The sequence below is a fragment of the Limimaricola pyoseonensis genome, from assembly GCF_900102015.1.
In the GTDB taxonomy this organism is placed as follows: domain Bacteria; phylum Pseudomonadota; class Alphaproteobacteria; order Rhodobacterales; family Rhodobacteraceae; genus Limimaricola; species Limimaricola pyoseonensis.
Window position 1 is genome coordinate 664232 of sequence record NZ_FNAT01000001.1, and the last position, 20525, is coordinate 684756.

Below are 20525 nucleotides of genomic sequence, written 5' to 3' on the forward strand. Positions count from 1 at the left end.
GGAGGCCCGCCCATGGCGCAGCAAAAGACCACCGACGCCCATCCGGGTGACATCAACAAGCCCGGCTGGATGGCCACGCTCAAGCGCGTCTACGGCGAGATCGGCGACGACCATGTCAGCCTGATCGCCGCCGGCTGCGCCTTCTACGGGCTTCTGGCCATCTTCCCCGGCATCGTCGCCGCCATGGCCATCGCCGGGCTGTTCTTCGACCCCTCGGCCGTGGTCGGCCAGCTCGAAAGCCTCGCGGGCTTCCTGCCGCAGCAGGCCGCCGAGATCGTTCTGGGACAGGCCCAGGAGGTCGCGGGCTCCGAGGAGGGCGGGCTCGGCCTCGCCGCGCTGTTCGGCATCGCGGTCGCGATCTACTCCGCCTCCAAGGGCGTGCAATCGCTGATCGAGGGGCTCAACGTCGCCTTCGAGGCCGAGGAAAGCCGCGGCATGGTGGCGCTCTACATCCGCACGATCCTGCTGACGCTGGGCATGATCGTGGGCTTCCTCGCGATCGTCGCCGTCGCCGCCGGCCTGCCCGCGCTCTTGGGCGTGCTGCCCTGGGAGGGCACGACCGAGATGCTGATCACCGTGCTGCGCTGGCCCGTCCTGCTGGTGATGGTGGCGCTGGGCCTCGCCATCCTCTACCGCTACGGCCCCGACCGGGGCGAGAAGAAATGGCGCTGGATCACCCCCGGCGCGGCGCTGGCCTGCCTGCTGTGGCTGGTGGGCTCGCTCGGCTTCGCCTTCTACGTCCGCAACTTCGGCGGCTACAACGAGACCTTCGGCGCGCTGGGCGGCGTCATCGTGCTCTTGATGTGGCTGTGGCTGTCGTCCTTCATCATCCTGCTCGGTGCCGAGTTCGACAGCGAGATGGAGCGCCAGGCCAAGCACGACCCGCAGCCCGAGGACGCGCAGGACGACCCGCTGGCCGATGACGCCGAATCCGGCGCCGACAAGCCCGCCGCCCGGGGATGAGCTTTGCGGATCGGCAAGGCCGCGCGCGGCAGGGGCAACAAAGTTGCCCTCCCGCGCGCGGACACGACATTTTCTCCGGACATTGCGGTTGACCCTCCCGCCCGTGCGTGCATATCTGCGCGGGCGAAGCGAAAGGACTGGGGACCATGGATCTCCTTCTTGTAATCGGTGAGGTTGGGCGCGTGGGCCGGTGACGGCACGACCATGACGGTCTCCCATGCGCCCCCGGAAAACCCGGGGGCTTTTTCGTATCCGCACGGCGACACAGACAGGGAACTCCACGATGACACGGCAGATGACCGGCGCGAAGATGGTGGTGCAGGCGCTGAGGGATCAGGGCGTCGACACGGTGTTCGGCTATCCGGGCGGCGCGGTGCTGCCGATCTATGACGAGCTGTTCCAGCAGAACGACATCCGCCACATCCTCGTGCGCCACGAGCAGGGCGCGATCCACGCCGCCGAAGGCTATGCCCGCTCCACCGGCAAGCCCGGCGTCGCGCTCGTCACCTCCGGCCCCGGCGCCACCAACGCCGTCACCGGCCTGACCGACGCGCTTTTGGACTCGATCCCGATCGTCGTGCTCTCGGGCCAGGTGCCGACCTTCATGATCGGCTCCGACGCCTTCCAGGAGGCCGACACCGTCGGCATCACCCGCCCCTGCACCAAGCACAACTGGCTGGTGAAGGAGACCGACCGCCTCGGCCAGACCCTGCACGAGGCGTTCCACGTCGCCACCGCCGGCCGCCCCGGCCCGGTGCTCGTCGACATCCCCAAGGACGTGCAGTTCGCCACCGGCGAATATGGCGGCCCCGAGACCCGCTCCACCCGCTACGACCCGCCCATCAAGGGCGACCCGGCGGCGATCGAGGCGCTCGCCCGCGCCATGGAGACCGCCAAGAAGCCCGTCTTCTACACCGGCGGCGGCGTCATCAACTCCGGCCCCGAGGCAAGCGCCATCCTGCGCGAGCTGGTCGAGGCCACGGGCTTCCCGATCACCTCGACTCTGATGGGCCTCGGCGCCTACCCCGCCTCGGGCGAGAACTGGCTCGGCATGCTCGGCATGCACGGGCTCTACGAAGCCAACATGGCGATGCATGGCTGCGACCTCCTGATCTGCGTCGGCGCCCGCTTCGACGACCGCATCACCGGGCGCATCGACGCCTTCTCGCCCGACTCGGTGCGCGCCCATATCGACATCGACCCCTCCTCGGTGAACAAGGTGATCCGCACCGACATCGCGGTGATCGGCGACGTCGGCAACGTGCTGACCGACCTGATGGCGGCGTGGAGCGCGCGCGGCCGCAAGACCGACAAGGAAGGCCTGGCCCAGTGGCACGCCCAGATCGACGAGTGGCGGTCGAAGAAGTGCCTGTCCTTCCGAAACTCCGACAAGGTGATCAAGCCGCAATACGCCATGCAGCGGCTCGAGGCGCTGACCAAGGACCGCGACCGCTACGTCACCACCGAGGTGGGCCAGCACCAGATGTGGGCGGCGCAGTATCTCGGCTTCGAGGCGCCGAACCGCTGGATGACCTCCGGGGGCCTCGGCACCATGGGCTACGGCTTCCCGGCCTCGATCGGCGTGCAGGTGGCGCATCCCGACAGCCTCGTCATCAACGTCGCGGGCGAAGCGTCGTGGCTGATGAACATGCAGGAACTCGGCACCGCTGCGCAGTACCGCCTGCCCGTGAAGCAGTTCATCCTCAACAACGAGCGCCTCGGCATGGTGCGCCAGTGGCAGGAGCTCTTGCATGGCGAGCGCTACTCGCAGAGCTGGTCCGAGGCGCTGCCCGATTTCGTCAAGCTGGCCGAAGCCTTCGGGGCCAAGGGCATCCAATGCTCGGACCCCGCCGATCTCGACGACGCGATCATGGAGATGATCGAGCATGACGGCCCGGTCCTGTTCGACTGCCTCGTCGAGAAGCATGAGAACTGCTTCCCGATGATCCCCTCCGGCAAAGCCCACAACGAGATGCTGATGGGCGAGGTCTCGACCGCCCACGCCATCGAGGCCGGCGGCGCGGTGCTGGTGTGAGCGCCGTTTCCTTCCAAGGAAACGACCCGGAAAATTGGAATTTTCCGGCCACTGGCCGGACAGGGAGCAACCCATGCTGAACATCAAGGCCGGCTCGACCAGCCACTCCGCCTACAACCTGCGCTCGGTCTACTCCGACGTCGAGGAGCGCCACACCCTCGCCGTCATCGTCGAGAACGAGCCCGGCGTGCTCGCCCGCGTCATCGGCCTGTTCTCGGGCCGCGGCTACAACATCGAAAGCCTCACCGTGGCCGAGATCGACCACACCGGCCACATGTCGCGCATCACCCTCGTCACCTCCGGCACGCCGCAGGTGATCGAGCAGATCAAGGCCCAGCTGGGGCGCATCGTGCCCGTCCACGAGGTCCACGACCTCACCGTCGAGGGCCCGACCGTCGAGCGCGAACTGGCGCTCTTCAAGGTCGCGGGCGAGGGCGAGCACCGGGTCGAGGCGCTGCGCCTCGCCGACATCTTCCGCGCCAGCGTCGTCGACTCGACGCTCGAGAGCTTCGTCTTCGAGATCACCGGCACGCCCGACAAGATCGACGCCTTCGCCGAGCTGATGCGCCCGCTCGGGCTCAAGGAACTGGTCCGCACCGGCGTCGCCGCCCTGTCGCGCGGCGCCGACGCCAAGGTCTGATCCGAGGGCGTGACCGACCGCGCGCGGGGGCTGGCCCTCGCGCGCGCGACCTGCTCTTGTGCGATCCTGACGAACAGGAGGCCCGACGCATGGCGCAGAAGATCATCATCGACACCGATCCCGGCCAGGACGACGCCGTCGCCATCCTGCTGGCGCTGGCCTCGCCCGAGCTCGAGGTGCTGGGCCTCACCGCCGTCGCCGGCAACGTGCCCTTGGACCTCACCCAGCGCAACGCCCGGCAGGTGGTCGAACTCGCGGGCCGCGACACCCCCGTCTACGCCGGCTGCGACGCGCCGCTCGCCCGCCCGCTCGTCACCGCCGAGCACGTCCACGGCAAGACCGGCCTCGACGGCATCACCCTGCCCGAGCCGAAGCTCCCCCTGCAGGAGCAGCACGCCGTCGACTTCATCATCGACACGCTGCGCCGCGAGCCCGCGGGCAGCGTCACCCTCTGCCCGCTCGGGCCGCTCACCAACATCGCCACCGCCTTCCGCCGCGCCCCCGACATCGTCGGACGCGTGCAGCGCATCGTGCTGATGGGCGGCGGCTATTTCGAGGGCGGCAACATCACCCCGGCGGCCGAGTTCAACATCTATGTCGACCCCGAGGCCGCGGCCGAGGTCTTCGGCTGCGGCCGCCCCGTCACCGTGTTGCCGCTCGACGCCACCCACAAGGCGCTGACCTCGAAGGAGTGGATCGCCACCATGCGCGACATGGGCCGCATCGGCGAGGTCGTCGCCAGCTGGACCGACTTCTTCGAACGCTTCGACGTCGCGAAATACGGAAGCCAAGGCGCGCCGCTGCACGACCCCTGCGTGATCGCGTGGCTGCTGAAGCCCGAGCTGTTCTCGGGCCGCGAGATCAATGTCGAGATCGAGACCGGCTCCGATCTGACGCTGGGCATGACCGTCGCCGACTGGTGGGGCGTGACCGACCGGCCGAAGAACGCGCTCTTCATCGGCGATGTCGACCGCGACGGCTTCTTCGATCTGCTGACCGAGCGCATCGGCCGGCTCTGACCCGCCGTCGCGGCCCCCGCCACCCGGTCGTCATGCGTATTTGTGGAGAAAAGTAGCAGGCAGGCCCGTTTCCGCCGCGTGCCCGCTTGGTTCCCGCGCGCGAAGGCATAGATCGGTCCCATGAGCCTGCACATCCCCTTCGACAACAGCTACGCCCGCCTGCCCGACCGCCTGTTCACCCGGCAGGCGCCCGTGCCGGTGGCCGCGCCGGGCTGGATCGCGCTGAACGAGGGCCTCGCCCGCGATCTCGGCCTCGATCCGGCCGCGCTGCGCACGGACGAGGCGCTGCGCGTCTTCGCGGGCAATGCCGTCCCCGAAGGCGCCGAGCCGCTCGCGCAGCTCTATGCCGGCCACCAGTTCGGCAGCTGGAACCCGCAACTCGGCGACGGCCGCGCGATCCTTCTGGGCGAGGTCGTGGGTCCCGACGGCACCCGCCGCGACATCCAGCTCAAGGGCTCGGGCCGCACGCCCTATTCCCGCATGGGCGACGGCCGCGCCTGGGTCGGCCCCGTCATCCGCGAATACCTGATGAGCGAGGCGATGCACGCCATGGGCGTGCCCACCACCCGCGCCCTCGCCGCCGTCACCACCGGCGAGGAGGTGATCCGCGAAACCGCCCTGCCCGGCGCCGTGCTCACCCGCGTCGCCCAAAGCCACATCCGCGTCGGCACCTTCCAGATCCTCACCGCCCGCGGCGACCACGACGCGCTGCGCGCGCTGGCCGACCATGCGATGGCGCGGCACTACCCGAAGGCCGGCACCGTGCCCGAGATGCTGGCGCAGATGACCGCGCGGCAGGCCGACCTCGTGGCCCACTGGATGAGCCTCGGCTTCATCCACGGCGTGATGAACACCGACAACTGCTCGATCGCCGGCGAGACCATCGATTACGGCCCCTGCGCCATGATGGACGCCTACCACCCGGCCCGCGTCTTCTCCTCGATCGACCAGTTCGGCCGCTACGCCTATGGCAACCAGCCGCAGATCGCGCTGTGGAACATCGCGCAGTTCGCCACCGCGCTGGTGCCGCTCATGCCCGACCAGGACAAGGCGGTCGAGGAGTTCACCGCGATCATCAACCGCTTCGCCGATCTCTACCAGGCCGCCTGGCTCGAACGTTTCGGCGCCAAGATCGGGCTCGCGCAGGCCGCCGAGGACGACCGCGCGCTGATCGAGCGGCTGCTCACCGCCATGGCCGAGCACGGCACCGACTTCACGCTGGGTTTCCGCGCGCTGGCCGAGGACCGGCCCGAGGAGACCGGCGCGCCAGAGGACTGGATCGCCGACTGGCGCGCCCGCGCCCCCGACCTCGCCGTGGCCGACGCCGCCAGCCCGCGCGTCATCCCCCGCCTGCACCGGATCGAGCAGGCCATCACCGCCGCCGTGGCCGGCGACCTCGCGCCGTTCCACGCCATGCTCGAAGCCGTCACCCGGCCCTTCGACCCGCTCGACGCCGCGCGCGAGCCATTCGCCGCACCCCCCGGGGAGGGCGAACTTGTGGACAGGACCTTCTGCGGCACCTAGGGTGATCGCTGACCCGAGGGTCCAGCGAGCGGTGTAGTTTTCATGAGCGCCAGGAGGCGCCCCGACCGAGGATGACGGGAGTGCGAGACGAGTACGACTCGAGGACCGGCGAGCGCGCCGAGGCCATCCGGTCGCTCGGGATCATGGATTCCGGCAACGAGGTCGATTTCGACGAGATCGCCGAATACGCCGCCGAGATCTGCGGCGCGCCGATCGCGCTCGTCACCCTCGTCGATGCCGACCGGCAATGGGCCAAGGCCGCCCACGGCACCGACCAGCGCGACTTCACCATGCGCGAGTCGATCTGCCGCCACGGCCTCGGCGGCGACATCGAGTTCCTCGAGATCGAGGACACCACCCGCGACCCGCGCACCATGGACAACCCGCTGGTCACCGGCCAGCGCGCCATCCGCTACTACGGCGGCGCGGTGATGCAGGTCGACGGCCGCACGCCCGTGGGCGCGCTCTGCGTGCTGGACACCAAGCCCCGCAAGCTCGACGACGGCCAGAAGCGGCTGTTGAAGATCCTCGCCCGGCAGGTCACCCGCCGGATGGAGCTGCGCCGCGCGCTGGCCGCGCAGGAGACGCTCGCCGCCGAGGTCGACCACCGGGTCAAGAACTCGCTGCAGATGGTCACCGCGCTGGTCCGCATCCAGCGCTCGCAGGCCAGCCACGACGAGACCCGCGACGCGCTCTCGGGCACGATCGACCGGCTCTCGGCCATCTCGATGCTGCATGCCGAGCTGCACAAGGTCTCGGCCCGCAACGAGATCGCGCTCGACCACTTCCTGCCCGACATCATCCGCCACCTCGCCACCACCCTGCCCGAGCAGGTCCGGCTCGAGCATCGCCTCGTGCCGCTGACCGTGGCCTCGCAGGTCGCGGCCTCTCTGGCGCTGGTGGTGAACGAGATGGTCGCCAACGCCGCCAAGCACGCCTTCCCCGACGACCGCGCCGGCCGGGTGCTGATCGAGCTGTCGGCGCAGGGCGACCGTGCCTTCCTGACCGTCTCCGACGACGGCATCGGCAGCGCCGCCACGCCGGTCGAGCCGGGCGCGGCCAAGGGTCTCGGTCGGCAGATCATCGACGCCTCGATCAGCCGCATCGGCGGCACGGTCACGCGCGATCTCGACGAGACCGGCGCCCGGGTCTGCGTCGAGTTTCCGACCCGGCTCTTCTGACGGGCCGCGCGCCGGAACGCGCGGCCCCCTGTCCTGTCGCGGTCCCTACTCGGCCGCGCCCTCGACGACGCGCACTTCGCGCATCACGTCGGGCGCGCCGATCACCGCGCCGTTCGGCCCCTCGCCGCGCTTGATCGCGTCGAGCACGTCGAGCCCCTCGGTCACTTCGCCCACGACCGTGTACTGGCCGTTCAGGAAGTCGCCGGGCGCGAACATGATGAAGAACTGGCTGTTGGCCGAGTTCGGGTCCTGCGCCCGCGCCATGCCGACCACGCCGCGCTCGAACGGCAGGTCCGAGAACTCGGCATCGAGGTCGTCGCGGTCCGAGCCGCCCATGCCGGCCATCGACATGTCGCCGCCGGTCCGGCCGAACTCCACGTCACCGGTCTGCGCCATGAAGCCGTCGATCACCCGGTGGAACACCACGTCGTCATACTCGCCGGCGCGCGCCAGCTCGGTGATCTGCTCGACATGGTTCGGCGCGACCTCCTCAAACAGGTCGATCACGATCGTGCCGTTGGCCTCGCCGGCCACGTCGATCTCGAGCCCGGTGGCGGCGGCGGGGCTGGCGGCCAGCGCCAGCAGGGCGGCAAGCTTACGCATCGGCGGCCACCTTGACGCTGATCATCCGGTCGGGGTTCGCCGGCGGCTCGCCCTTGGCGATCGCGTCGACATGCTCCATCCCCTCGATCACCCGGCCGTAGACGGTGTACTGGCCGTTGAGGAAGTGGTTGTCCTTGAAGTTGATGAAGAACTGCGAGTTGGCGCTGTTCGGGTTGGCCGAGCGCGCCGCCCCCAGCGTGCCGCGGTCATGCGGCAGCTTCGAGAACTCCGCCGGCAGGTCCGGCAGCTCCGAGCCGCCGGTGCCGGCGCGGCGCGGGTTGTAGTCCTTCTCCATGTTGGCGTGCTGCACGTCGCCGGTCTGCGCCATGAAGCCGTCGATCACCCGGTGGAAGGCGACGTTGTCATAGGCGCCGGCGCGGGCCAGCTCCTTCATCCGTTCGGCGTGCTTCGGCGCCACGTCGGGCAGAAGCTCGATCGTCACCGGGCCGTCCTTCAGCTCGATGATGATGGTGTTCTCGGGATCCTTGATCTCGGCCATGGCCGGTCCTCCTGCTGGTCTGGTGCGAAGACATATGCGCGCGCGCCGGATAAGCCAATGGCTTGAGAGCCGCGCCCCCCGGCGCTACCTATCGCACGACGCGAAACGGAAAGGACGGCGCATGGGCTGGAAGACGATCGACGAGTTGGACCTCGCGGGCAAGCGGGTCCTCCTGCGGGTGGACGTGAACGTGCCGGTCGAGAACGGCCGCGTCACCGACGCGACCCGGATCGCCCGCATCGCGCCCACCGTCACCGACATCGCCGACAAGGGCGGCCGGGTGATCCTGCTCGCGCATTTCGACCGGCCCAAGGGCAAGGTCGTCCCGGAAATGTCGCTGCGCCAGATCCTGCCCGCGCTCGAGGACAAGCTCGGCCGCAAGGTGGCCTTCGCCGAGGATTGCGTGGGCGAGGCCGCGCAGGCCGCGGTCGACGCGCTCTCGGACGGCGAGGTGCTGCTTCTCGAGAACACCCGCTTCCACCCGGGCGAGGAGAAGAACGACCCCGACTTCGCCCAGGCGCTCGCCCATCTCGGCGACGCCTACGTCAACGACGCCTTCTCCGCCGCCCACCGCGCCCACGCCTCGACCGAGGCGCTGGCCCGCCTCCTGCCCTGCGCCGCCGGCCGGCTGATGGCCGAGGAGCTGCAGGCCCTCGAAAAGGCGCTCGGCACACCCGACCGGCCCGTCGTCGCCGTGGTCGGCGGCGCCAAGGTCTCGACCAAGCTCGACCTCCTGTCGAACCTCGTCGAGAAGGTCGACACGCTGGTGATCGGCGGCGGCATGGCCAACACCTTCCTCGCCGCCCAAGGCCTCGATGTCGGCAAGTCGCTCTGCGAGCACGACCTGACCGGCACCGCGAAGGAGATCGCGCAGAAGGCCGCCGAGAAGGGCTGCACGATCCTCCTGCCGCGCGACGTCGTCGTGGCGCGCGAGTTCAAGGCCGGCGCCGAGAGCGAGACCGTCAAGGCCGAGGACACGCCCGCCGACGCGATGATCCTCGACGCCGGCCCCGACAGCGTCGCCCATGTCGAGATGGCGCTCGAGAACGCCAAGACGCTGGTGTGGAACGGCCCCTTGGGCGCCTTCGAGATCGAGCCCTTCGACCGCGGCACCGTGACCGCGGCGAAGAAGGCGGCAGAGCTGACGAAGGCCGGCAAGCTCGTCTCGGTCGCCGGCGGTGGCGACACCGTCGCCGCGCTCAACGCCGCCGGCGTGGCGCAGGACTTCTCTTACGTCTCGACCGCCGGCGGCGCGTTTCTGGAATGGATGGAAGGCAAGGTGCTGCCGGGCGTGAAGGCGCTGGGCGCATGAAGGAGCCGAAGATGGATCTCGTACCCCAAAGCCGCGGCTGGACCCTGATCACCGGGGCCTCTTCCGGCCTCGGCGTCGAATTCGCCCGAATCGCCGCCCGTGGCGGCCGCCGCCTGATCCTCTCGGCCCGCTCCGAGGACAAGCTCGAGGCGCTCGCCGCCGAGCTGCGCGAGCGCGTCGAGGTGGTGGTGATCCCCGCCGATCTCGCCCGCCCCGGCGGCGCCGAGCGGCTCTGGCGCGAGGCCTCGGAAGGCCGCCGCATCGACATCCTCGTCAACAACGCGGGCCTCGGCCTCAAGCGCCGCTTCGGCGAGGGCGGCACCGAGCAGGTCGAGCAGATGGTCGCGGTCAACGTCTCGGCCGCCACGGTGCTCCTGCAGGGCGCGGTCGGCCACATGCGCGCCAACGGCGCCGGCCGGATCATGAACGTGGCCTCCGTCGCGGCCTTCGTGCCGGGGCCGAAGATGGCGGTCTACCACGCCACCAAGGCCTACCTGCTGTCGCTCTCAGACGCGGTCTCGGCCGAGCTCGAGCAGGAGGGCAGCGAGGTCTCGATCACCGCGCTCTGCCCCGGCCCGGTCGAGACCGGCTTCTTCGAGACCGCCGGCATGCCGGCGAGCGGCCCGGGCGGCGGCATCAAGCCGGCGCGCGCCCGCGACGTGGCGCAGGCCGGCTGGGAGGCGATGCTGGCGGGCCGTCACACCGTGGTGCCGGGCGGCATGACCCGCATCGCCGCGCTCGCCGGGCGGGTGCTGCCGCGCTGGCTGGGCGCGCGGCTCACCGGCAAGGCCTATGGCAGCGCCTGAGGCGAAAGCCTGAATGAAATCTGCGGCTTGGTGGCGCTAACAATCCGCCGTGATGGCGCTAACAGGATTGTGTGTCGCCAAGCCGGGGCCTACCAATTGCGACAAACGCAACGCGAAAGGCCTCCCATGCAGATCACCGACACCGTCCGCGACATCCTGCGCAACTACGAGGGCGAGACCCCCGGCGTGAAGGCCAACCTCGCCCGGATGCTGATGGCCGGCAAGCTGGGCGGCACCGGCAAGATGATCATCCTGCCGGTCGATCAGGGCTTCGAGCATGGCCCGGCCCGCAGCTTCGCGCCCAACCCCGAGGGCTACGACCCGCATTACCACTACCAGCTGGCGATCGATGCGGGGCTGAACGCCTACGCCGCGCCGCTCGGCATGCTCGAGGCCGGGGCCGACAGCTTCGCCGGCCAGATCCCGACCATCCTCAAATGCAACAGCGCCAACTCGCTGATGTCCTCGACCGCCGGCAAGAACCAGGCCGTCACGGCCAGCGTCGACGACGCGCTGCGCATCGGCGCCTCGGCGATCGGCTTCACCATCTACCCCGGCTCGGACTGCGCGCTCGACATGTTCGAGGAGATCGTCGAGATGCGCAAGGAAGCCGCCGCCAAGGGCGTGGCCACCGTGATCTGGTCCTACCCGCGCGGCGAGAGCCTCGACAAGGACGGCGAGACCGCGATCGACATCGCCGCCTACGCCGCGCAGATCGCCGCCCTGATCGGCGCCCACGTGATCAAGATCAAGCTCTCGACCGACCACCTGTCGCTGCCCGAGGCCCGCAAGGTCTACGAGGAGCAGGGCATCGACATCTCGAGCCAGGCCGCGCGCGTGCGCCACTGCGTGCAGTCGGCCTTCGCCGGCCGCCGGCTGATGGTGTTCTCGGGCGGCGCCAAGAAGGGCGCGGATTCGGTCTATGACGACGCCCGCGCCATCCGCGACGGCGGCGGCAACGGCTCGATCATCGGCCGCAACTCGTTCCAGCGCCCCCGCACCGAGGCGCTCGAGATGCTCGGCAAGCTGCAGGACATCTATCTCGGCAAGGCCTGAGGCCACGCGCGCGCGGCCTTCCGGCCACGCTCGGGCGAAAACCCACTCACGGCGGCGGGGAGCTGTTCTCCCGCCGCCGTTTTCGTGCGATCCTCTATGCAGCCGCCCGGACAAGAGGTGGCACGAGAGGCAGTGACATGATGCGACGCAAACCCGCGCTCGGCCCCCTGCTCTACATCGGAAGCATGGCGCTGATCGGGCTCTACTTCACCTTCGCCGCGGTGCAGGGCGATTACGGCGTGTTCCGCCGCGCCGAGGTCGATGCCGAGGCGCGCAAGCTCCGGGCAGAGCTGCGCGAGCTGCGCGTCGAGGTGGCCGAGATGGAGAACCTGACGCGAAGGCTCTCCGACGAGTATCTCGATCTCGACCTGCTCGACGCGCGTGCCCGCGAGGTGCTGGGCCTGATCCGCGCCGACGAGATCGTCATCCGCTGAGCCCGGCTTTTCGCCGCGATCGCAGATTTTGACGCGCCGCGCCCTTTCCCGGGGCGCGGCGCGCTCCATTTCGCGACATGGAAAATGGCCTGTTGCATCCCGGCGAGTTTCTGTAAGGGATAGTTCAAGGCTAAACTATCCGTGACAGCGCGAAGGGAGACGCCATGGCGACCCGGAAATCCTCCGACGCGGCGCCCGCCAAGGGAACCGACACCCCCGCCCCCAAGGGCTCCAACATCCCCGCCGAAGAGCTCAAGCACTACTACCGCGAGATGCTCCTGATCCGGCGCTTCGAGGAGAAGGCCGGCCAGCTCTACGGCATGGGCCTGATCGGCGGCTTCTGCCACCTCTACATCGGCCAGGAGGCCGTGGTGGTCGGGCTCGAGGCCGCGGCCGAAGAGGGCGACAAGCGCGTCACCTCCTACCGCGACCACGGCCACATGCTGGCCTGCGGCATGGACCCCAAGGGCGTGATGGCCGAGCTCACGGGCCGCGAGGGCGGCTACTCGAAGGGCAAGGGCGGGAGCATGCACATGTTCTCGAAGGAGAAGCACTTCTACGGCGGCCACGGCATCGTCGGCGCGCAGGTGCCGATCGGCGCCGGCCTCGCCTTCTCCGACAAGTACAACGGCACCGACCGCGTCACCTTCACCTATTTCGGCGACGGCGCCGCCAACCAGGGCCAGGTCTACGAGACCTACAACATGGCGCAGCTGTGGGACCTGCCGGTGGTCTTCGTGATCGAGAACAACCAGTACGCCATGGGCACGAGCGTGCAGCGTTCGACCAAGTCCCCCTCCCTGTGGGAGCGCGGTGCCGCCTACGGCATCCAGGGCGAGGAAGTCGACGGCATGGACGTGCTCGCGGTCAAGGAGGCCGGCGAGCGCGCGGTCAAGCACTGCCGCGCCGGCAAGGGCCCCTACATCCTCGAGATCAAGACCTACCGCTACCGCGGCCACTCGATGTCCGACCCGGCCAAGTACCGGAGCCGCGACGAGGTGCAGAAGATGCGCGAGGAGCGCGACCCGATCGAGCAGATCCGCAAGGTGCTGCTGTCGGGCCAGCACGCCACCGAGGACGACCTCAAGGCGATCGACAAGGAGATCAAGGAGATCGTCAACGAGGCCGCCGAATTCTCGAAGGAGAGCCCCGAGCCCGCGCTCGAGGAACTCTGGACCGACATCTACGCTGACGAAGCCCCGCAGGAGGCCTGATCCATGGCGACCGAAATTCTGATGCCCGCCCTCTCGCCGACCATGGAGGAAGGCACGCTCGCCAAGTGGCTCGTCAAGGAGGGCGACACCGTCTCCTCCGGCGACATCCTGGCCGAGATCGAGACCGACAAGGCGACGATGGAGTTCGAGGCCGTCGACGAAGGCACCGTCGGCAAGATCCTCATCAATGAGGGCACCGAGGGCGTGAAGGTGAACACCCCGATCGCCGTGCTGCTCGAGGATGGCGAGGACGCCTCCGCCGCCGAGAATATCGGCACTAACAAGGGCTCCGACGCCAAGACCGAGGTCAAGGAAGAGACCAAGGCCAAGGACACCGTTCCGGCCGACACCCCCGCCGCCTCGTCGCCCGCCGCCGCCGCGCCCCGCGTGCCGCGCAAGCCCGACTGGCCCGAGGGCACCGAGACCAAGACCACCACGGTCCGCGAGGCGCTGCGCGACGCCATGGCCGAGGAGATGCGCCGCGCCGAAAACGTCTTCCTGATGGGCGAGGAGGTGGCCGAGTACCAGGGCGCCTACAAGATCAGCCAGGGCCTGCTGGACGAGTTCGGCGCCAAGCGGGTGATCGACACCCCGATCACCGAGCACGGCTTCACCGGCATCGCCGTCGGCGCGGCCTTCGGCGGTCTGCGCCCGATCGTCGAGTTCATGACCTTCAACTTCGCCATGCAGGCGATGGACCACATCATCAACTCGGCCGCCAAGACCCTCTACATGGCCGGCGGCCAGATGGGCTGCCCGATCGTGTTCCGCGGCCCGAACGGCGCCGCCGCCCGCGTCGCGGCCCAGCACAGCCAGGACTACACCGCCTGGTTCATGCAGGTGCCCGGCCTCAAGGTCGTGGCCCCCTACTCCGCCGCCGACGCCAAGGGCCTGCTGAAATCCGCGATCCGCGACCCGAACCCGGTGATCTTCCTCGAGAACGAGATCCTCTACGGCCGCAGCTTCGAGGTGCCGCAGCTCGACGACTTCACCGTGCCGCTCGGCCAGGCGAAGATCGCGCGCGAGGGCACGGACGTCACCATCGTGTCCTTCGGCATCGGCATGACCTACGCGCTGGAGGCGGCGGAGAAGCTCGCGGCCGACGGCATCGAGGCCGAGGTGATCGACCTGCGCACCATCCGCCCGATGGACACCGAGACCGTGATCGAGAGCGTCAAGAAGACCAACCGCTGCGTCACCGTCGAGGAAGGCTGGCCGCAGGGCTCGGTCGGCGGCTACGTCTCGACCGTGCTGATGCAGCAGGCCTTCGACCATCTCGACGCGCCGGTGATCAACTGCACCGGCAAGGACGTGCCGATGCCCTACGCGGCGAACCTCGAGAAGCACGCGCTGGTCACGACCGACGAGGTCGTCGAGGCGGTGCGCAAAGTGACCTACAAGTAAGGGGGCGCGAGACATGCCAACGGAAATCCTGATGCCCGCGCTGTCGCCCACCATGGAGGAGGGCACGCTCGCGAAATGGCTGGTCAAGGAGGGCGACACCGTCGCCTCCGGCGACCTTCTGGCCGAGATCGAGACCGACAAGGCCACGATGGAGTTCGAGGCCGTCGACGAGGGCACGGTCGGCAAGATCCTCATCTCCGAGGGCACGGAAGGCGTGAAGGTGAACACGCCGATCGCCGTGCTGCTCGAGGATGGCGAGAGCGCGGACGACATCGACGCCTCGGGCGGCGGCGCCAAGGACCGCGACGCCGACAGCCACGCCGCACCCCATCCCGAGGAGGCCACCGCGCCCGCCAAGGGCTATGGCGACGACGGCAAGGCCGCGCAGGCCGACGCCGCGGCGCAGGGCACGCCCGCGCCGCAGGCCCGCGACGGCGGCCGCATCTTCGCCTCGCCGCTGGCGCGGCGCATCGCCAAGGACCGCGGCCTCGACCTGAGCCAGATCGAGGGCTCGGGCCCGAACGGCCGCATCGTCAAGGCCGATGTCGAGAACGCCCAGCCGGGCCAGAAGCCCGCCTCGGCCACCGAGAAGGCCGCGCAGGCGCCCGCCGGCGAAGCCGGCAAGGCCCCCGTGGCCGAGCCCGCGGCGCCTGGCGTGCAGGCCGAGCAGATCCGCAAGATGTACGCGGATCGCGAGTTCGAGGAAGTGAAGCTCGACGGCATGCGCCGCACCATCGCGGCGCGCCTGACCGAGGCCAAGCAGACCATCCCGCACTTCTACCTGCGCCGCGACATCAAGCTCGATGCGCTTCTGAAGTTCCGCTCGCAGCTCAACAAGCAGCTCGAGTCCCGCGGCGTGAAGCTCTCGGTCAACGACTTCATCATCAAGGCCTCGGCCCTTGCCCTTCAGGCGGTGTCCGACGCCAACGCCGTCTGGGCCGGCGACCGGGTGCTGAAGCTCAAGCCCTCCGACGTGGCCGTCGCCGTCGCCATCGAGGGCGGGCTCTTCACTCCCGTCCTGCGCGACGCCGAGAGCCGCACGCTCTCCTCGCTGTCGGCGCAGATGAAGGACCTCGCCAAGCGCGCCCGCGAGCGTAAGCTCGCGCCGCACGAATACCAGGGCGGTAGCTTCGCGATCTCCAACCTCGGCATGTTCGGCATCGACAACTTCGACGCCGTCATCAACCCGCCCCACGGCGCGATCCTCGCGGTCGGCGCCGGCGTGAAGAAGCCGGTGGTCAACGACGCGGGCGAGGTCGAGGTGGCCACGGTGATGTCGGTGACGCTCTCGGTCGATCACCGGGTGATCGACGGCGCGCTCGGCGCGGAGCTGCTGAAGCACATCGCCGAGGCGCTGGAAAACCCGATGGTGATGCTGGCCTGAGGCCACGCATCGGCGCGAACGAAGAAGGGCCGCACCCTGAGGGTGCGGCCCTTTTCATGTTCGCGAAGGCTGCTGAGGCGAAGGTCCGCTACGCGGACTAGGCACCAGTTCGCTGCCACTTCGCCAATGACTTCTAATCAAATTTCATCTCCGCCAGACGCTGCTCGACGCTTGTCGTAAATGAAAATGTTGCGAAGTGCTATGTGGTTACGGAGATCCGATTTCGGATTCACTTGCAATTACGCAGGTTCGTATCCAATACTTCGGCATTATAGTTGCAAGGGTTTGGCATGCGGAGCTGGTTAAAAGGGCTGTCCGTGGTGGGCGTGGTTGGCTTCGTGAGCTCGATTACGGGACTTGTCACGGCGGATTACACCTTTCCAACACCGCGCGCGCAAGTGCGGCTCATGCTAATGCCAAGCGAAGCATCGTCTGCTGAGTTTATTGCTGACTTCAAGGAGTCCGAAGCTTTTTTGAATCGGAAGGCAAAATGCAAAACCAATCCAGACCTCTGCTCGCCTGAAGCGCTGATCGGCTTGGCAATTGGTAAGGGTAGACGGTTTCCTATCGCCTACACGGATCTCGTTCTGGAAGTTGAAAACGTATCAGACTTAGAGGTTCGCAATGTCCATGTGTCGTTTGTCGCCCGCTCAAGTACTGGCGATGCAATCTGGCATGATTTTCTGGAGCCAGGATCGGCTATCCGTGTCGATGACAAGATCTCGGGAAATATTCCTGCGCAGCCCCAAATGTTTGACATTGAGACGGTTGACGTCTGTATCTCCTATCGCGGACGTTTCCATTTTGACGTGATCCGAGAGAAATACACTCTGCACCGGAAGGATCATCGCCTTCCGGATTTTTCGACACTCATTGTCCCCGCATTTGGCAGCCGAGGAGAAGTGAATCGCAGGGTCCGGTTCCTGCAAAGCAAAAACCATTGTCCACGCCGCACCCTATAAGAACTTTGCCACAGTGTCAGCTGTTGCAGCTAGGCCCAATGAAGCCATGAAATGACGTGTTCCTCGCACATCTCGCGTACTTGGCTAAGCCAAGTCAATCTTTGGCGCATTCTCGTATAAATAGCCGGCAGCGGATAGTAGCTCGTCATCCGGCACCTTGCAGTAAGGGCCCAAGGCGGTCATCCCCTCCAATCCTCCTGCAACCGTTCGGTCAGCTAGGAACGCCCCGCCCGGAGGCGCAGCCTGAGCGTGGCGGCCCCGCCGCCCGATGCCGGACCCATGGAGGATGACATGACCCATCGCCTGACCGCCCTCGCCGCCGCCGCGCTTCTCGCCCTGCCCGCCGCGGCCACCGCCCAGGACGCCCCCGTGCTCGCCGTGGTCACCCATGCCGTCGAGGACTACGCCGCCTGGCGCAGCGCCTATGACGGCTTCGCCGAGGAACAGGAGGCCGGCGGCGTCATCATGGAAGAGGTCTACCAGGACCCCGAGAACCCCAACAACGTCATGGTGCTGCACGGCTTCGAGACGCTCGAGGCCGCCGATGCCTTCTTCAGCTCCGAGGCGCTGATGGCCGCCATGCAGGAGGCCGGGGTCGCCGGGCAGCCGGCCATCATGTTGGTGACCCGCGCCGAATGACCGCCCGCCGGTTGCGCGGCGCGCCGCGATCGGCTTCCATCGCGGCATGACGCAGACCGACAAGACCCCGATCCGCCCCGCCACCGCCGCCGACGCGGCGGAGGTGCGCGACTGCGCGCGGCGCGCCTATGCCCGCTATGTCGCCGCCATCGGCCGCGAACCCGCGCCGATGACCGCCGACTACGCCGCGCTGATCGCCGCGGGCGAGGTGCATGTCGCCGCCGGCCCCGACGGCCTCATGGGCTTCGTGGTGTTCCGCGAAGATGACGGCCACATGCTGCTCGAGAACGTCGCGGTGCGGCCCGAGGCGGCCGGGCGCGGCCTCGGCAGGCGGCTGATCGGCCGCTGCGAGGCGGCGGCGCGCGATCTTGGCCTGCCCGAGATCCGGCTCTACACCAACGCCAGGATGGCCGACAATCTCGCGATCTACCCGCGCCTCGGCTACGCCGAGACCGGCCGCCGCCACGAAGACGGCTTCGACCGGGTGTTCTTCGCCAAGCGCCTCGGCTGAGCGCCACCTCGGCGGGAACCCGCCGCCCGACCTCGCGTTGGCCTCTCGAAACGGTGATCGGGAGGAACCGCATGACGCATCGAGACAGGCAGCCCGGTCTGGGCCTCACGCTGATCGGGGCGGTCATCGCCGCCATCGCCGGGGCCATCGCCCTGCTGGCCCCGGACAGCGGCGTCGCCGGCACGATCGGCGCGGGCCTCGCGCTGTTCGGCGCGGTCGCGGTCGCCGCCGCCTCGGCGGTGGTGCTCTTCGTGGTCCTGCCCGCGGGGCTGAACCTGACGCTGAAGATCCTCGTGCTGATCGGCGCCGCGCTCACCGCGCTCGCCGGCTACTTCCTGATGCAGGACGTGCTGACATGGGCGATGGTCGCGGCCACCGCCGGCTCGGTCTGGAACCTCGTCTCGCGCAAGGGCCGGCGCGACCACGCCGCCGTGGCGCTGGCGCTCATGGCCCTGCCCTTCGCGCAGGATGCCCGCGCGCAGGACTGGCCGGGCTTCCACGGCAATCTCGAGGCGCAGAAGTACAGCCCGCTCCAGCAGATCACCGCGCAGAACGTGCACGAGCTGGAGCCCGCCTGGCAGGTCGAGACCGGCGACGTCTCGGACGGCTCGGGCGATCTGCCGCAGACCGTCTGGTCGGCCACCCCGGTCTACGCCAACGGCACGCTCTATGTCGGCACGCCCTTCTACCGCATCCTCGCGCTCGACCCCGCGACCGGGCAGGAGATCTGGTCCTATGACAGCCAGGCCCGGCTCGAGGCGCTGACCCAGCCGGCGCTGAAGAACCGCGGCGTCGCCTACTGGGAGACCGAAGGCTCCGAGGGCCCCTGCGCCAAGCGCGTCTATATCGGCACGATGGACGCCAAGCTGCACTCGGTCGATGCCGACACCGGCCTGCCCTGCGAGGAGTTCGGCGAGGCCGGCGTGCTCGACGTCAACCAGTGGAACGACACCAACGACCGCTGGCCGCTGTCGCTCTTGCAACCGCCCGTGGCCTATGGCGGCCGCCTCTTCATCGGATGGGCCGGCAAGGACTGGGAAAGCGCGCAGGCGCCGCCGGGCACCGTCTTCGCCGTCGATGCCGAAACGGGCGAGCTCGACTGGACCGTCAACTTCATCCCCAAGGAGCTGTGGGACCGCACCGGAACCGCCAATGTCTGGACCCACATGACCGTCGACCCCGAGCGCGGCATCCTCTATCTGCCCGTCTCCTCGCCCAGCCCCAACTACTACGGCGGCAACCGCACCGAGGAGCTTCCCCTCGCCACCTCCGTCACCGCCGTCGACACCGACACGGGCGAGATCATCTGGTCGCGCCAGCTCGTGCATCACGACATCTGGGATTACGACACCGGCGCCGCGCCGGCGCTCGTGGACATCCAGCGCGACGGCGAGACCATCCCGGCGCTGATCCAGACCTCGAAGCAGGGCATGCTCTACGTGCTGAACCGCGAGACCGGCGAGCCGGTCTTCGGCATGGAGGAGCGGCCGGTGCCCGCCTCCGACCTGCCGGGCGAGGAGGCCGCGCCGACGCAGCCCTTCTACGACGTGCCGCAGCCCACCAACACCTATGACACGTGGCCCGGTATCTGGTGGCTGGGCGACCTGACCAGCTTCGGCTGGTGCTCGCGGATGCTGGACGAGCTGCGCTACGAGGGCCTCTTCACGCCGCCCACCGCCGAGGGCGAGGGCACGCTGCTCTACCCCGGCACGGCCGGCGGCATGCAGTGGGGCGGCGGCGCGCTCGACCCCGAGACCAACATCTTCTACGTCAACACCCAGAAGGTGGCGCAGATCCTGAAGATGATCCCGCGCGAGGAATACGAGCGCATCGCCGGCGAAAGCGGCGCCGAGCAGGGCTACTACCCGCAGGAGGGCGTGCCCTACGGCTTCAAGCTGTCGAACTTCGTCAACCCGATCGGCCTGCCCTGCTGGAAGCCGCCCTTCGGCACCATGCTGGCCTACGACCTCGACACCGGCGAGCGGCTCTGGGAGGTGCCCTTCGGCATGACGCAGCAATGGGGCTTCTACGCCCCCGAAAGCTGGGGCAGCCCGACGCTGGGCGGCCCGGCGGTCACCGCGGGCGGCGTGATCTTCATCGGCGCCTCGATGGACGCGCATGTGCGCGCGCTGTCGGCGGCGACGGGCGAGGAGCTGTGGAAATGGCGGGTCGAGGCGCCGGCCGTGGCGATCCCGGCGGTCTACGAGCACGAGGGTCGGCAATACGTCTCCTTCGTCGCCGGCGGCAACCCGATCCTCAAGCCGCAGGTCGGCGACCAGCTGATCACCTTCGCCCTGCCCGACGGGGCGGAGCAGGCGGCGGAGTGACGCCGCCGCGCC

19 protein-coding genes are annotated in these 20525 nt (G+C 68.8%); 17 read left to right on the forward strand and 2 right to left on the reverse strand.

Going from position 1 to position 20525, the window contains the following annotated elements:
* The first annotated feature begins 12 nt into the window (after positions 1-12).
* From BLT43_RS03145 to BLT43_RS03170, 6 genes are all read left to right on the forward strand, one after another.
* A complete protein-coding gene (locus BLT43_RS03145) occupies positions 13-963 on the forward strand; it encodes a YihY/virulence factor BrkB family protein (RefSeq protein WP_090109981.1) in 951 nt (316 codons plus the stop codon).
* A 283-nt stretch (positions 964-1246) separates the two neighbouring features.
* Positions 1247-2998, forward strand: coding sequence for an acetolactate synthase 3 large subunit (locus BLT43_RS03150; RefSeq protein WP_090109982.1), 1752 nt, complete (start codon positions 1247-1249; stop codon positions 2996-2998).
* Positions 2999-3071: 73 nt separating this feature from the next.
* Positions 3072-3638 carry an acetolactate synthase small subunit gene (gene ilvN, locus BLT43_RS03155; protein ID WP_090109984.1) on the forward strand — a complete coding sequence of 189 codons (567 nt, stop codon included), beginning with the start codon at positions 3072-3074 and terminating at the stop codon, positions 3636-3638.
* 89 nt (positions 3639-3727) lie between these two features.
* Complete coding sequence (locus tag BLT43_RS03160; protein ID WP_090109985.1) at positions 3728-4657, forward strand: nucleoside hydrolase; 930 nt, start codon at positions 3728-3730, stop codon at positions 4655-4657.
* Between the two features lie 120 nt (positions 4658-4777).
* Positions 4778-6181, forward strand: coding sequence for a protein adenylyltransferase SelO (locus tag BLT43_RS03165; RefSeq protein ID WP_090109987.1), 1404 nt, complete (start codon positions 4778-4780; stop codon positions 6179-6181).
* Between the two features lie 71 nt (positions 6182-6252).
* The gene (locus tag BLT43_RS03170) at positions 6253-7362 is read left to right on the forward strand and encodes a sensor histidine kinase (RefSeq protein WP_090109989.1); all 1110 of its coding nucleotides are present in this window, start codon (positions 6253-6255) and stop codon (positions 7360-7362) included.
* A 45-nt stretch (positions 7363-7407) separates the two neighbouring features.
* On the opposite strand, the gene BLT43_RS03175 is transcribed toward BLT43_RS03170, so the two are convergent.
* A complete protein-coding gene (locus tag BLT43_RS03175; RefSeq protein ID WP_090109992.1) occupies positions 7408-7965 on the reverse strand; it encodes a peptidylprolyl isomerase in 558 nt (185 codons plus the stop codon).
* The gene (locus tag BLT43_RS03180; RefSeq protein ID WP_090109994.1) at positions 7958-8464 is read right to left on the reverse strand and encodes a peptidylprolyl isomerase; all 507 of its coding nucleotides are present in this window, start codon (positions 8462-8464) and stop codon (positions 7958-7960) included. Before BLT43_RS03180 ends, BLT43_RS03175 begins: the two co-directional genes overlap by 8 nt.
* 121 nt (positions 8465-8585) lie before the next feature.
* Here BLT43_RS03180 and BLT43_RS03185 point away from each other — a divergent pair, with 121 nt between their 5' ends.
* The 11 genes from BLT43_RS03185 to BLT43_RS03230 all read left to right on the forward strand — a co-directional run bounded on the left by BLT43_RS03185 (position 8586) and on the right by BLT43_RS03230 (position 20513).
* Complete coding sequence (locus BLT43_RS03185; RefSeq protein WP_090109996.1) at positions 8586-9776, forward strand: phosphoglycerate kinase; 1191 nt, start codon at positions 8586-8588, stop codon at positions 9774-9776.
* Between the two features lie 11 nt (positions 9777-9787).
* Positions 9788-10582, forward strand: coding sequence for an SDR family NAD(P)-dependent oxidoreductase (locus BLT43_RS03190; protein WP_165612529.1), 795 nt, complete (start codon positions 9788-9790; stop codon positions 10580-10582).
* A 126-nt stretch (positions 10583-10708) separates the two neighbouring features.
* Positions 10709-11638: a class I fructose-bisphosphate aldolase gene (locus BLT43_RS03195; protein WP_090109998.1), complete on the forward strand. Its 930-nt coding sequence runs from the start codon at positions 10709-10711 to the stop codon at positions 11636-11638.
* Positions 11639-11775: 137 nt separating this feature from the next.
* On the forward strand, positions 11776-12072 hold the full coding sequence (locus tag BLT43_RS03200; protein ID WP_090110000.1) for an FtsB family cell division protein: 297 nt from the start codon (positions 11776-11778) through the stop codon (positions 12070-12072).
* 164 nt (positions 12073-12236) lie between these two features.
* Complete coding sequence (gene pdhA, locus BLT43_RS03205; protein ID WP_242652196.1) at positions 12237-13286, forward strand: pyruvate dehydrogenase (acetyl-transferring) E1 component subunit alpha; 1050 nt, start codon at positions 12237-12239, stop codon at positions 13284-13286.
* A gap of 3 nt (positions 13287-13289) precedes the next feature.
* Complete coding sequence (locus tag BLT43_RS03210) at positions 13290-14690, forward strand: pyruvate dehydrogenase complex E1 component subunit beta (protein ID WP_090110002.1); 1401 nt, start codon at positions 13290-13292, stop codon at positions 14688-14690.
* Between the two features lie 13 nt (positions 14691-14703).
* Positions 14704-16074, forward strand: coding sequence for a pyruvate dehydrogenase complex dihydrolipoamide acetyltransferase (locus BLT43_RS03215; RefSeq protein WP_090110004.1), 1371 nt, complete (start codon positions 14704-14706; stop codon positions 16072-16074).
* A 290-nt stretch (positions 16075-16364) separates the two neighbouring features.
* Positions 16365-17036, forward strand: a complete 672-nt coding sequence (locus BLT43_RS18860; RefSeq protein ID WP_131802616.1) for a hypothetical protein — start codon at positions 16365-16367, stop codon at positions 17034-17036.
* A 291-nt stretch (positions 17037-17327) separates the two neighbouring features.
* The gene (locus tag BLT43_RS03220; RefSeq protein WP_207497398.1) at positions 17328-17675 is read left to right on the forward strand and encodes an antibiotic biosynthesis monooxygenase; all 348 of its coding nucleotides are present in this window, start codon (positions 17328-17330) and stop codon (positions 17673-17675) included.
* Positions 17676-17721: 46 nt separating this feature from the next.
* Positions 17722-18186: a GNAT family N-acetyltransferase gene (locus BLT43_RS03225; protein ID WP_090110007.1), complete on the forward strand. Its 465-nt coding sequence runs from the start codon at positions 17722-17724 to the stop codon at positions 18184-18186.
* A 71-nt stretch (positions 18187-18257) separates the two neighbouring features.
* Entirely contained in the window at positions 18258-20513 is a 2256-nt protein-coding gene (locus BLT43_RS03230; protein WP_090110008.1) for a pyrroloquinoline quinone-dependent dehydrogenase, read from the forward strand.
* Positions 20514-20525: the final 12 nt, after the last annotated feature.